11 protein-coding genes are annotated in these 13,067 nt (G+C 61.9%); 9 read left to right on the top strand and 2 right to left on the bottom strand.

The window, feature by feature from the left end; translation table 11 throughout:
- Nucleotides 1-135 precede the first annotated feature (135 nt).
- The 7 genes from BLU35_RS17290 (at nt 136) to BLU35_RS17260 (ending at nt 8,616) form a co-directional block, all read left to right on the top strand.
- Nucleotides 136-1,587, top strand: coding sequence for a homospermidine synthase (locus BLU35_RS17290; RefSeq protein ID WP_057254637.1), 1,452 nt, complete (start codon nt 136-138; stop codon nt 1,585-1,587).
- 173 nt (nt 1,588-1,760) lie between these two features.
- A complete protein-coding gene (omp10, locus tag BLU35_RS17285) occupies nt 1,761-2,129 on the top strand; it encodes an outer membrane lipoprotein Omp10 (RefSeq protein ID WP_058321013.1) in 369 nt (122 codons plus the stop codon).
- A 228-nt stretch (nt 2,130-2,357) separates the two neighbouring features.
- Nucleotides 2,358-4,244, top strand: coding sequence for a 5'-nucleotidase C-terminal domain-containing protein (locus tag BLU35_RS17280; RefSeq protein WP_093233888.1), 1,887 nt, complete (start codon nt 2,358-2,360; stop codon nt 4,242-4,244).
- Between the two features lie 116 nt (nt 4,245-4,360).
- Complete coding sequence (hemH, locus tag BLU35_RS17275) at nt 4,361-5,398, top strand: ferrochelatase (protein WP_093233887.1); 1,038 nt, start codon at nt 4,361-4,363, stop codon at nt 5,396-5,398.
- 201 nt (nt 5,399-5,599) lie between these two features.
- Nucleotides 5,600-6,598: an SPFH domain-containing protein gene (locus tag BLU35_RS17270; RefSeq protein WP_093233886.1), complete on the top strand. Its 999-nt coding sequence runs from the start codon at nt 5,600-5,602 to the stop codon at nt 6,596-6,598.
- Between the two features lie 3 nt (nt 6,599-6,601).
- Complete coding sequence (locus BLU35_RS17265; RefSeq protein WP_093233885.1) at nt 6,602-7,060, top strand: NfeD family protein; 459 nt, start codon at nt 6,602-6,604, stop codon at nt 7,058-7,060.
- Between the two features lie 110 nt (nt 7,061-7,170).
- Nucleotides 7,171-8,616 carry an outer membrane beta-barrel protein gene (locus BLU35_RS17260; protein ID WP_093233884.1) on the top strand — a complete coding sequence of 482 codons (1,446 nt, stop codon included), beginning with the start codon at nt 7,171-7,173 and terminating at the stop codon, nt 8,614-8,616.
- 115 nt (nt 8,617-8,731) lie between these two features.
- Here the strand turns inward: BLU35_RS17260 and galU are convergent, their stop codons facing one another.
- Nucleotides 8,732-9,619 (bottom strand): UTP--glucose-1-phosphate uridylyltransferase GalU, encoded by an 888-nt coding sequence (gene galU / locus BLU35_RS17255; protein ID WP_057254631.1) that lies wholly within the window; start codon nt 9,617-9,619, stop codon nt 8,732-8,734.
- A gap of 399 nt (nt 9,620-10,018) precedes the next feature.
- Here galU and BLU35_RS17250 point away from each other — a divergent pair, with 399 nt between their 5' ends.
- Nucleotides 10,019-11,239: a lytic murein transglycosylase gene (locus BLU35_RS17250; RefSeq protein ID WP_057254829.1), complete on the top strand. Its 1,221-nt coding sequence runs from the start codon at nt 10,019-10,021 to the stop codon at nt 11,237-11,239.
- Nucleotides 11,240-11,373: 134 nt separating this feature from the next.
- Nucleotides 11,374-12,627, top strand: a complete 1,254-nt coding sequence (locus BLU35_RS17245) for an SGNH/GDSL hydrolase family protein (RefSeq protein WP_057254828.1) — start codon at nt 11,374-11,376, stop codon at nt 12,625-12,627.
- 112 nt (nt 12,628-12,739) lie between these two features.
- Here the strand turns inward: BLU35_RS17245 and BLU35_RS17240 are convergent.
- The coding region (locus tag BLU35_RS17240) for a transposase (protein ID WP_143032946.1) at nt 12,740-13,067 on the bottom strand (328 nt) is incomplete at its 5' end.

The following is a 13,067-nucleotide window of genomic DNA, read 5'->3' as shown; positions in this document are numbered from 1 at the left end:
CTACAGCGCCCGCGTGCCGCATTCGGCACCGAAGCCGCTGCGGCACACCCGTCAAGCTGGAACAGCGGCACCAGCCGCTTCCTCATGCTTAGTCACCCACCGTCACAGGAAAGTTTCCTCAGGAGTAAGACAAAAATGGCAGATACCACCTACCCGGTTTACGGCGAGATCACCGGTCCGATCGTCATGATCGGTTTCGGTTCGATCGGTCGCGGCACCCTGCCGCTGATCGAGCGCCACTTCAAATACGACAAGAACCGGTTGATCGTGGTCGAACCCCGTGAGGACGCCGCCGACAACGAGATTTTCGAACGGCATGGCGTACGTCACGTTCGCGCTCATGTGACGAAGGACAACTACAAGGAACTGCTGAAGCCGCTGCTCACCGAAGGCGAAGGCCAGGGCTTCTGCGTCAACCTGTCGGTCGATACCGGCTCGCTCGACCTGATCAAGATGTGCCGCAAGCTCGACGTTCTCTACATCGACACGGTCGTTGAGCCGTGGCTCGGTTTCTATTTCGACGCCGAAATGGACAATTCCGAGCGCACCAACTATGCGCTGCGCGAAACCGTTCGCAAGGAAAAGGAAAAGAACCCGGGCGGCACCACGGCCGTTTCCACCTGCGGCGCCAACCCCGGCATGGTCTCCTGGTTCGTCAAGCAGGGCCTCTTGAACCTCGCCAACGACCTCGGCGTGAAGTTTGAAGAGCCGCATCAGGACGACCGCGAAGGCTGGGCGAAGCTGATGAAGAAGGTCGGCGTCAAGGGCGTGCACATTGCCGAGCGCGACACCCAGCTGACCAAGAAGCCGAAGCCGCTCGACGTGTTCTGGAACACCTGGTCGGTCGAGGGTTTCATCTCCGAAGGTCTGCAGCCGGCCGAACTCGGCTGGGGCACCCATGAAAACTGGATGCCGAAGAACGCCAAGAAGCACAAGAAGGGCTGCAAGGCTGCAATCTACCTGGAGCAGCCGGGCGCCAACACCCGCGTACGCACCTGGTGCCCGACGCCTGGCCCGCAATACGGCTTCCTCGTCACCCACAACGAGGCGATCTCGATCTCGGACTTCTTCACCGTTCGCGATAAGGACGGCGAAGTGACGTACCGTCCGACCTGCCACTACGCCTACCATCCGGCCAACGACGCGGTCCTGTCGCTGCACGAGATGTTCGGCAACGGCGGCAACGCCCAGCCGGTCCATCACGTTCTCGACGAGAAGGAACTCGTTGAGGGCCTCGACGAACTGGGCGTCCTGCTCTACGGCCACGACAAGAATGCCTATTGGTTCGGCTCGCGCCTGTCTCTGGAAGAGACCCGCCGCATCGCTCCCTACCAGAACGCCACCGGCATGCAGGTAACCTCTGCGGTTCTCGCCGGCATGGTCTGGGCGATCGAAAACCCGAAGGCCGGCATCGTCGAAGCCGACGAGATGGACTACAAGCGCTGCCTGGAAGTACAGCTTCCCTATCTCGGACCGGTTGAAGGCCACTACACCGACTGGACCCCGCTCGACGGTCGTCCGGGCCTGTTCCCGGAAGACATCGACACCAAGGATCCCTGGCAGTTCAAGAACATCCTCGTTCGCTAAGCTTTTGACGTAAAACGTCATCCGGCCCGGGGCACGACCGTGTCCCGGGCCTTTTCATCTGTGCAGGAAAAGGCGCCGGCCGCCCCCTGCCGCTCTTGCTTTCAACTCATGATCGCGGCATGGTCATGCCGGAATGAAACAGTCCGCTCGGCCCAATGCGGGGGAAATCGCCTATGAAGCCATTCGCAGTTCTGACCCTTATCGCAACCGCCGCGGCCTTGGCATCCTGCCAGTCGTCGCCCCGGATCATCGATGAGGGCGGGCCGTCGCGCCAGGCGACCGGCGTCGAAGGCTCCTGGGTAGACCCGAACGGCATCGTCTCGACTTTTGCGGGCGGCACCTTCTCGACCCGCACGACCGACACCAACCAGCTGCTTGCTTCGGGCAACTACATCAAGACGAGCCCGACGCTCGTCGAGATCAACATGACCTCGCTCGTGCGCAATACCCAGTCCAAGGTCGCTTGCGCCCTGGTCACCCAGAACCAGCTCAATTGCACCACCGATGCCGGCGCGCAGTTCTCGCTGGCGCGGCGCGGCTAAAACAGCGCATACGCAAGTATCGAAGCCCCCGATCGGGGGCTTTTTTTGTTGCAGGATCGCAGCTTAACCTCGTTATAAATTGACAAAGCGAGCTTGGTTTTAGCGCTTGAAGTCACCTTCAAGTGATGAAAACATCCGGCCCGGCAAAGCCACTCCGACCGTGGGGAACGGTTCCGTCTTGACGGCTCCGGAAACGGTCGGCTGACAACCGGCAAACAGGAGAACATCATGATCAGACACATGCGGACCGGCCTGATGACCGCGTCCATTCTTGCCCTCTCCTCGGGCGCAGCCTTCGCCGATTATGAGCTGAACATCCTGCACATCAACGACCTCCATTCCCGCATCGAGTCGATCAACAAGTTCGACTCGACTTGCTCGGCGGAAGAGGAAGGCAAGAACGAGTGCTTCGGCGGCGTCGCCCGTCTGAAGGCCCTGATCGACACGAAGCGCCAGGAACTCTCCGGCAAGAACGTGCTGCTGCTCAATGCCGGCGACAATTTCCAGGGCTCGCTGTTCTTCACCACCTATAAGGGCCTGGCCGAGGCCGAGTTCCTCAACCTGATGAAGTTCGACGCGATGACCGTGGGCAACCACGAATTCGACGAGAGCGAAGACGGCCTGGCCGGCTTCCTCGATAAGATTACCTTCCCTGTCGTCACCGCCAACGTCCTGCCGAGCCACAAGTCGAAGATCGGCGACCGCATCAAGCCGTCGATCGTGCTCGACGTCGGCGGCCAGAAGGTTGGCATCGTCGGCGCCGTCGCCAACGACACGCCGGAACTGTCCTCGCCCGGCCCAGACATCCTGATCGGCGATGACGTTGCCACCACCACGGCCGCCGTCGAAGAACTGAAGAAGCAGGGCGTCGACAAGATTATTGCGCTGACCCATGTCGGCTATCCGCGCGATCTCGCAGCGATTGCCAAGATCCCGGACGTCGATATCGTCGTCGGCGGCCACTCGCACAGCCTCTTGTCCAACACCGACCCGAAAGCCGAGGGTCCTTACCCGACGATGGTCGACAATCCCGGTGGCTACAAGGTTCCGGTCGTCCAGGCCGCATCCTACACCAAGTATCTCGGCGATCTCGTCGTCACCTTCGACGACAAGGGCGTCGTCAAAGCCGCCAAGGGCGATCCGATCCTGGTCGACTCGTCCGTCAAGCCGGATGAGGCCGTGCTGGCGCGCGTCGCCGAACTCGGCAAGCCGATCGAGGAATTGCGCTCGAAGATCATCGCCAAGACCGAAGCGCCGATCGACGGCTCTCGTGAGAATTGCCGCACCAAGGAATGCGAAATGGGCAGCCTGCTCACCGACGCCATGCTCGACCGCGTCAAGGGCCAGGGTGTCACCATCGCCATCACCAACGGCGGCGGCCTGCGCGCCTCGATCGACGCCGGCGACGTTTCGATGGGCGAAGCGATCACCGTTCTGCCGTTCCAGAACACCGTCGCGACCTTCCAGATCAAGGGCGACGGCATCCGTGAAGCGCTGGAAAACGGCCTCAGCAAGCTCGAGGAAGGCGGCGGCCGCTTCCCGCAGGTGGCCGGCATGAAGTTCTCCTTCGACAAGTCGAAGCCGGTCGGCAGCCGTGTCGTCTCGGTCGAGGTGAAGGAAGGCGAAGGCTACGTCGCCCTCGATCCGGCCAAGACCTATTCGCTCGTCACCAACAACTACATGCGCAATGGCGGCGACGGCTACGACATCTTCAAGGAGAAGGGTGAAAACGCCTACGACTACGGTCCGGGCCTCGAAACCGTGCTCGCCGACTATCTCGCTGCCCACCAGCCGTTCAAGCCCTATACCGATGGCCGCATCACCGAGGTCGCTTCGGCTGCAGGTGCTGCACCGGTAGAACCGGCGACGGAAACGAAGCCGGCGACGGGCACCGACACCACGGCAACCCAGCCGGCAGCAACCTCCGGTGATGCATCAGCGCCCGCGGCAAGCGGCCCGCAGAAGCACGTGATCGCCAAGGGCGATACGCTCTGGGACCTCGCCAAGTCGTTCTACGGCGAAGGCTCGCTGTGGAAGAAGATCTCCGAAGCCAACGGCAAGCCGGCGCCGCGCGCGCTGCATGTCGGCACGGAACTGGAAATTCCGGCAAAGTAAGACAATTTGCCTCTACTTTCAGAGCCGGCGCGGGCTTCCCCGCGCCGGCTTTTCTTTTTAGAAGGATTTGAAACCGAAAGCAGTGTCCCGATTGAACGGGGCCGACGAGGACCGAGATGACCGAACAGCTTGACGTGACCGCCCCTGCCGACCACCCTTCCGTCAAATCCGGAAAGGTCGGCATTCTGCTGGTCAATCTCGGCACGCCCGACGGCACCGACTATACCTCGATGCGCCGCTACCTGAAGGAGTTCCTGACGGACCGCCGGGTGATCGAATGGTCGCGGCTGTTCTGGTACCCGATCCTGTTCGGCATCGTGCTCAACACCCGTCCCGGCAAGGTGGGCAAGGCCTATGAGACGATCTGGAACAAGGAGCTGAACGAAAGCTACCTCAGGACCTACACCCGCAACCAGGCGCAACTGATGGCCAAAACGTTCGCCGATCGCCCTGATGTGATCGTCGACTGGGGCATGCGCTACGGCCAGCCCTCGATCGCCTCGCGCATGGAAGCGCTGCAGAAGGCCGGTTGCGAACGCATCCTCGTCTTCCCGCTCTATCCGCAATATGCGGCAGCCACGACCGCCACCGTCAACGACAAGGCCTTCGAGGCGCTTTTGAAGATGCGCTGGCAACCGGCGCTGCGCACGGTTCCGCCCTACCACGACGATCCGGTCTATATCGACGCGCTCGCGACCTCGATCGAGCGCCATCTGGCGACGCTCGACTGGGAACCGGAAGTGGTTCTGACCTCCTTCCACGGGATTCCGAAGAGCTATTTCGACAAGGGCGACCCCTATTATTGCCAATGCCAGAAGACCGCGCGGCTGCTGCGCGAAAAGCTCGGCTGGTCCAAGGAGAAGCTGCAGGTCACCTTCCAGTCGCGCTTCGGGCCCGAGGAATGGCTGCAGCCCTACACCGACAAGACGGTCGAGAAACTCGCACAGGAAGGCGTCAAGCGTATTGCCGTCATCAATCCCGGTTTCGTGTCCGACTGTCTGGAAACGCTGGAGGAGATCGCCGAGCAGGCGGCCGAGAGCTTCCACCACAATGGCGGCGACAAGTTCACCCACATTCCCTGTCTCAACGACAGCGCCGAAGGCATGGCGGTCCTCGAACACGTCGTGCGCCGCGAACTCGCCGGCTGGCTCTAGCTCCCATTCCTTGCCGCGCCGCTTGAAAACGGTGCCCCGATCACCACTTCTGGATGAATGGAATACGCACGCGCTCACCGGCGAGTGCGTGTCCCTAACATTTTGAATCTACGCGCAATCCGCGGAAACCGATTCCGGACCGACAACTATTGCGCTAAAGTGCTGTCTCGGGTCGGGATTGCAAATTTAGGGGGGCTTCTCTTGGGCGGGTTGGATTATGCGGTCATCGCATTGGTGGTGCTGATGATCATTGTGATCATCGCGATGGTTAAGACGGTACCGCAAGGCTATCGCTATACGGTCGAACGCTTCGGTCGCTATACGAAGACGATGGAGCCGGGTCTGAACGTCATCCTTCCCTTCATCGATCGGATCGGCGCCAAGATGAACGTGATGGAGCAGGTGCTCGACGTTCCGACCCAGGAGGTCATCACCAAGGACAATGCCAGCGTCTCGGCCGACGCCGTTGCCTTCTACCAGGTGCTGAACGCAGCTCAGGCCGCCTATCAGGTCGCCAATCTGGAAAACGCCATCCTCAACCTGACGATGACCAACATCCGCTCGGTCATGGGCTCGATGGATCTCGACGAACTGCTTTCCAACCGCGATACGATCAACGACCGATTGCTGCACGTTGTCGACGAGGCTGCCAGTCCCTGGGGCATCAAGATCACCCGCATCGAGATCAAGGACATCGCACCGCCGAAGGACCTTGTCGACGCCATGGCAAGACAGATGAAGGCCGAACGCGAAAAGCGCGCCCAGGTATTGGAAGCGGAAGGCTCGAGAAACGCGCAGATCCTGCGCGCCGAGGGCGCCAAGCAGTCGGCGATCCTTCAGGCCGAAGGTCAGCGCGAAGCGGCCTTCCGCGATGCGGAAGCCCGCGAACGTCTGGCCGAGGCCGAAGCCAAGGCGACGCAGATGGTCTCTGCCGCGATTGCCGCCGGCGACATCCAGGCGATCAACTACTTCGTCGCGCAGAAGTACACCGAGGCGCTCGCCTCGATCGGCACCGCCAACAACCAGAAAATCGTGCTGATGCCGATGGAAGCCTCCGCACTGATCGGCTCACTCGGCGGTATTGGCGCCATCGCCAAGGAGGTGTTCGGTGACGGCCAGACGGGGCAGGCTGTGCGCTCGCGCCAGTCGGCGCCACGCAGCACGCCCGCCTTCCCTACCGATCCTTCGCAAGGGAAGTAGGCGATGATCGAACGCGCCATTCAAGAACTCGGGCCCTGGAGCTGGTGGGTTCTCGGCTTCGCGCTGCTGGCAGCCGAACTCGTGGCACCCGGCGTGTTCCTGATCTGGATCGGCATCGCCGCGCTCATTATCGGAATTCTCTCCCTTATGCTCTGGGAGACCGGCTTCTGGATGTGGCAAGTTCAGTTCGTCCTCTTCGCCGTCCTCTCGGTGGTCGCTGTGCTGCTCGGCCGCCGCTTCGTTCTGTCCTCAGCCGAAACCACCGACGAACCTTTGCTGAACCAGAGAGCGGAAAGTCTCGTCGGTCGTACCGCGGTACTGGAGAAACCGATCGCCGAGGGACGCGGCCGTGTCCGGCTCGACGATACGTTCTGGATCATCGAGGGACCGGACCTGCCGGCTGGCACCCGAGTCCGCGTCGTTTCCAGCCATGGCCGAAACCTGACCGTCGAAAGCGCCTGATCGGCAAGCGGCTGATGCCACGACGTTTTTCCCATTTGGAAACGATTGCTTAACCACGTCGCTTTACGATTGCGAAAGGATTGCAATCAGGCTTCGTGGACAAACGGCATATGGTGCCAGGCTCATCTCGCTCGACCAAAGGAGACGCGCGGCGTTCGACCTCGCTGGCGTTGCTATTGGCCGGCACTGCCCTGTTCGCACCATCGTCATTGCGCGCGCAAACGGCCACGGCCCCGACGACCTCCTATGGCGTCGCCACCACCCCGGCAACAGTCCCGGCCACCACGCCCGCAATCGCCGATCCGCAAACCACCGGCGCCGTCAGCGGCGACGATCTTCCGCCGGCGCAGAACGAGGATTTCCTCCGCCTCAACCAGCGGGAGCCGACGATCGATGGCCTGAGGCTTCGAACCGATACGGAGGGGTATCGTACCACGCCGGGCGTTCGCATCGGGACCTTCACGCTGCGCCCCAGCGTCAGCGAGAGCATCAACCATGAATGGCGCAACGACGGTGACACCAAGACGAACCGCGGCTATCTCGAAACCGGCATCCGCGGCACCCTGACCTCCGACTGGTCGCGGCACCAGTTGACCGTCACCGGCGAAGGCATCCTGCAAAACAACATCTCAGGCGAAGGGGAGGAAGAGCCGCGCACCGATGTAGACGCGGAACTGCGCCTCGATCTCTGGGACGAAACGATTGCACGACTCCGGGCCGGATACAGTTTCTACCGAGAAGACGCCGACGACCCGAACGCGATTTCGAACGCCAAGACCCAGTCCGCGGTCAACACCTACCGCCTCGGTGCCGCCATCGAGCGCGATTTCGGTCTGATCCGCGGTTCGGTCGGAATCGATTTCGACCGCCAAACCTATGGCGATGTCGAACTCGAAAACGGCACGACACTGTCCGAGAAGGACCGCAACCGCAACACCGGAAACTTGATTGCCCGCGTCGGCTACGAACTGTCGCCGGCGCTGATCCCGTTCCTCGAAGCCTCCGTCGGCAAGTCGCTTTACGACCTGCGCGAGGACACGTTCGGCTTCGAGCGTTCCTACCAGACCTATGCCGGACGCGGCGGTATCGAGGTCGATCTCGGCGAGAAACTCTATGGTGAGCTCGGCCTCGGCTACGAGACCTATCGCTTCGATGATGACAGGCTCGAAGACGTCAGCGGCCTGTCCGTCGACGGCCGCCTCAACTGGTCGCCGCAGCGCGGCACCGATGTGCTCTTCGCGGTTTTGACGGATCTCGATCCGTCGACGACGGCGGGCGTTTCCGGATCGATCGACTATACCTTGACCAACATCATCACCCACCAGATGCGCTCCGATCTGGTCGCACGATTGTCCAACACTCTGATCATCCGCAAATATCCGTCGGACTCCCGCTCCTCCGACGAGACGACCTGGCGCACGGGCGCAGGCCTCACCTGGGATATGAACCGTTACCTCGCATTGACCGGCGACGTCAGCTACGAGCGCACCACGCCCGACGTCGGCGATCCGACCGACATCACCCGTGTCGGCGTCGGCCTCGTCCTGCGGCGTTGAGCCAAAGGTCAGCCGCCGGCAAAGCTAGAGCGGTAACAACACTCATTGCCAGCAGCCAATGAAAAAGGCCGCATTCCTCGGGGAACGCGGCCTTCTCGTTTCGGTGGAACCGAAATTACCTCAGGCTGCCGAGCAGCGTCTTCAGCGGCCCCTCGACGCTCGGGCGGATGTCGCCGCGTTCCAGAGCAAAGGCAACGTTTGCCAGGATGAAGCCGTCCTTGGCGCCACAGTCATAGGTGTCGCCACGGAAGTGATAGGCGGCGAACTGCTGGCTGTCGGAGAGCTTGAGCATGCCATCGGTCAGCTGGATTTCGTTGCCGGCGCCGCGTTCCTGCTTTTCGAGGATCGGGAAGATCTCCGGCTGCAGGATGTAGCGGCCGTTGATGAAGAAGTTGGACGGGGCTGTGCCCGGTGCGGGCTTCTCGACCATCTTGGTGATCTTGAAACCATCGCCCACCTTGTCGCCGACGCCGACGATGCCGTATTTGTGGGCCTGGTCCGGTGCGCATTCCTCGACGGCGATGACGTTGCCGCCGCTCTGCTCATAGAGCTCGACCATGCCCTTGAGGCAGCCCTTTTCGCCCTTCATGATCATGTCCGGCAAGAGCAGCGCAAACGGCTCGTTGCCGACGAGGTCACGGGCGCACCAGACCGCGTGGCCGAGGCCGAGCGGGGCCTGCTGGCGGGTAAAGCTGGTCGTGCCGGCCTTCGGCAGAATGCTGTCGAGCAGGGCGATCTCGGCCTTCTTGTTGCGCTCGCGCAGCGTCTGATCGAGCTCGACCTGAATGTCGAAATAATCCTCGATCACCGCTTTGCTGCGGCCCGTGACGAAGATCAGATGCTCGATGCCGGCTTCCAGCGCCTCATCGACCACATATTGAATGACCGGCTTGTCCACCACCGTCAGCATTTCCTTCGGCACGGCCTTGGTAGCCGGCAGGAAACGTGTGCCCAGCCCTGCGACTGGGAACACGGCTTTGCGGACTTTACGCTTGTCGGTCATCGATACCTCCTTGATAGGAACTCACTCATAAGTCTTACCGGATGGTCCCGGACTACAATCCGTCTGAAACCATACAGCGCTCCGTAATGGAGCCGCAATCTCTATGCCGTCAGCTGAACACAGCCTGAACCGACGGAACAAATGCATATGCGAACTCCACGACCATGGCTTGACATTTTCTACAGCGGAAGACGCCACCACAATTTCATGGTAAAGGGTTTGTTGACCACGTTTCTGTAGATTCGTTGCAATCCGGCAATGCAACAATCGCGGCCGGATCCGAAACAGGAGCCGCCGACGACTGCCCCCACCGTCGAGGCTGGCCCCAGACTGCCACCTTGCGGAGTGATTCGGGCCATGACGGCCGAAGCCCCCGCAGAGAAACGGAACCGACAGCTGATGATCAGAAACCGCAGGACGTTTTTCCGTCATATCGCAGCCGCCCTCGTCCTATCCGCCGCAACACTCGGCACCTCGCCCGCGCGCGCCGATGCCGGATTCCAGAACTGGATCAACGAATTCTACACGACGGCCGCCAAGGCCGGCATCAGCAAGTCGACCTATCGCCAGGCCTTCGCCGGCGTGAAGTCGCCTGACCAGACGGTGATCGAGAAGGCGAACTACCAGCCGGAGTTCAAGCACAAGATCTGGGAATACATCGATTCCCGCGTGAACCCGTACACCAAGCGCGTCGGCCAGGAGATGGCGACGAAGCACGCCCGCACGCTGAACGCGCTGGAAAAGCACTTCGGCGTCGACAAGACCATCCTGCTGGCGATCTGGTCGATGGAATCCAACTACGGCGCCGTGCTCGAGAAGGATGACCGCCTGCACTATGTGCCGCGCGCGCTCGCCACCCTTGCCTATGCCGATCCGAAGCGCTCGAACTACGCCAAGAAGCAGCTGATCGCCGCGCTGAAGATCCTCCAGAGCGGCGACATCACGCCGCGCGAGCTGACCGGGTCCTGGGCGGGCGCCATGGGCCACACCCAGTTCATCCCGACGAGCTACCTGCTCTATGCGGTTGACGCCGACGGCAACGGTCACCGCGACATCTGGAACTCGGTGCCCGATGCGCTGGCGACCGCCGCCAACCTTTTGAAGAAGAACGGCTGGCAGCCGGGCGAAACCTGGGGCTACGAAGTCGCGCCGCCGGCAAATGCCGCGAAATATTCCGGCCAGACGAAGACGCTCGCCGAATGGGCGTCGCTCGGCTTCGGCCGACCCAACGGCAAGGGCTTCCGCAACGGCAGCATACGCGCCGAACTCAAGCTGCCGAGCGGTGGCGAGGGTCCCGGCTTCCTGATGACCAAGAACTTCTTCGTCATCAAGCGCTACAACGCCTCCGACAGCTACGCTCTCGGCGTCGGCCTTCTTGCCGACCAGATCGCCGGCTATCAGGGCATGCAGCAGCGCTGGCCGCGTCCGGACGGATCGCTCGACATCAGCGAAAAGTTCGAACTGCAGAACCGCCTGAAGGAGCTCGGCTACTACAGCGGCGAAGTCGACGGCAATTTCGGTTCCGGCTCGAAGGCCGCGATCCAGGCGTTCCAGTCGAAGAACGGCCTGGCGCCGGACGGAGAGCCGACCCAGATGCTGCTGCGCGCCCTTCGCAACTAGCGGCTCGAAACGGTTTCACGATCGCCACATCCGTGAGATAAATGACGAGTAGCGCGCTGCACCCCGTGCGGCGCGCTGAAACGTGAGGGCGGTTGAAAACCGGCGAACACGCGATCAACGGGGCAGAAGAGCAGATGACGAGCAAGCGCCGCAACCAACCGCGCCGAACGCCCTTCGGGATTGCGACGATCTGCATCGCCGCAATGGCGATGGTCGCCGTCAGCCTCTTTGCAAGCTTTGCCGAGGCGCAGGAGCGCGCCCAGCGGCGCACCCTGTTCCAGATGCTCTTCGGCGGCTTGTCGCGCGAGCGGCCGGTTCTTGAAGACCGCTCCTATTTCCCTGAGCAGCCGCGCCCGAAACGCCAACGCCAACAGCAACAGCAGCGCCAAAAGGGCCAGGGGCAACAGAAGCAGAAGCCGAAGATCGCCGATGCACCGGCAGTCGCGCCGGTGGTGGTGGAGAAAGCGCCCGACGCCAAGAAGGTTCTGGTCGTCGGCGACTTCATGGCCGGCAGCCTCGGCGACGGCCTGAAGACCGCCTTCGAGATGACGCCCGGCATCGCCGTCGAGACACGGGCGAACGGCTCGTCCGGCCTGGTGCGCGAAGATTACTTCAACTGGCCGGGTACCCTTCCCGGCTACGTCGGCGAATTAAAGCCATCCGTGATCATCATCAGCCTCGGTGCCAACGATCGGCAGCAGATGCAGATGGGCGACGTCAAGGAGAAGTTCCGCAGCGATATCTGGAACGAGGAGTATCGCAAGCGCGTCAATGCGCTGGCGGCCCTTGCCCGCAAGGAGAAGCTGCCGGTTCTCTGGGTCGGCATGCCGCCGTTCCAGTCCGCCGCAATGACCGCCGACATGGTGACCTTCAACGGCATCTATCGCGAGGAAATCGAGAAGGTCGGCGGCCAGTTTGTCGACATCTGGGATGGCTTCGTCGACGAGGGCGGCAAATTCGTCCTGACCGGCTCCGACATCAACGGCCAGCAGGTTCGTCTGCGCGGCGCCGATGGCATCAACCTCACCAAGGCCGGCAAGCGCAAGCTGGCTTTCTACGTCGAGAAGGACATTCGGCGGTTGCTCGGCGATGCCGCCGCGACGGACAAGAACGTGCCCGGGGCAGGCGAACTCAAGGACCTGGTGGTGACGGCGCCGCTTGGCAACGAGGATATCGTCAAGACCCAGCCGATCGGCTTGACCGATCCGGCCCTGGATGGCGCCGGCTCCCTGCTTGGCAACGCCGCACCGGACAAGGGCAACGGCAAGAGCCCGCGCGACCTTTTGGTTGACAAGGGGGATGTCGCCGCCGCACCGACCGGCCGCGTCGATGACTTCCGCCTGTCGAAGCCAAGCACTGTCATCAGCAATCCGGTGATCCGCAACTAAAGCCTGTCGCGCAAAAGTGCGCAGCGGTTTTGCGGTATGCGATATATCAAAAACTTAAAGCGCAAGGAGCGAATCTGAAAGATCGCGACGCGCTTAAGAGTATCCGTGTTGGTCAAGTACGGGTTGGTTCCCATATGCGGCCATCCCTGAGCAATGCGTTTGCGATGATGATGAGCTTTCGCATGACGGCGGTAATGGCGAGTTTTGAGGCTTTTCCGGCGGCCTTGAGCCGGTCGTATTTGGCCTTGAGGTCGGGATTGAAGCGGATGGCGACGAGCGCGGGCATGTAGAGTGCTCGTCGGACATTGGCCCGGCCGCCGCGGATGAAGGCGCGGCCGATCCACTGTCCGGACTGGCGAGCGACCGGAGCGAGGCCGGCGAGGGAAGCGACCTGGGCCTGGTCGAGTGTACCGAGTTCGGGCATGTCGATGAGAAGCGCG

It is taken from the genome of Sinorhizobium sp. NFACC03 (genome assembly GCF_900103435.1).
Taxonomy (GTDB): Bacteria; Pseudomonadota; Alphaproteobacteria; order Rhizobiales; family Rhizobiaceae; genus Ensifer.
This window is presented reverse-complemented; position numbering and strand designations above follow the sequence as displayed.

Bases quoted from the DNA above. Each gene is read 5' to 3' on its own strand.
- BLU35_RS17290 (WP_057254637.1), top strand. From the start codon at position 136: ATGGCAGATACCACCTACCCGGTTTACGGCGAGATCACCGGTCCGATC.
- BLU35_RS17260 (WP_093233884.1), top strand. From the start codon at position 7,171: ATGGTGCCAGGCTCATCTCGCTCGACCAAAGGAGACGCGCGGCGTTCG.
- BLU35_RS17250 (WP_057254829.1), top strand. From the start codon at position 10,019: ATGATCAGAAACCGCAGGACGTTTTTCCGTCATATCGCAGCCGCCCTC.
- omp10 (WP_058321013.1), top strand. From the start codon at position 1,761: ATGAAGCCATTCGCAGTTCTGACCCTTATCGCAACCGCCGCGGCCTTG.
- hemH (WP_093233887.1), top strand. From the start codon at position 4,361: ATGACCGAACAGCTTGACGTGACCGCCCCTGCCGACCACCCTTCCGTC.
- BLU35_RS17265 (WP_093233885.1), top strand. From the start codon at position 6,602: ATGATCGAACGCGCCATTCAAGAACTCGGGCCCTGGAGCTGGTGGGTT.
- BLU35_RS17245 (WP_057254828.1), top strand. From the start codon at position 11,374: ATGACGAGCAAGCGCCGCAACCAACCGCGCCGAACGCCCTTCGGGATT.
- BLU35_RS17280 (WP_093233888.1), top strand. From the start codon at position 2,358: ATGATCAGACACATGCGGACCGGCCTGATGACCGCGTCCATTCTTGCC.
- galU (WP_057254631.1), bottom strand. From the start codon at position 9,619: ATGACCGACAAGCGTAAAGTCCGCAAAGCCGTGTTCCCAGTCGCAGGG.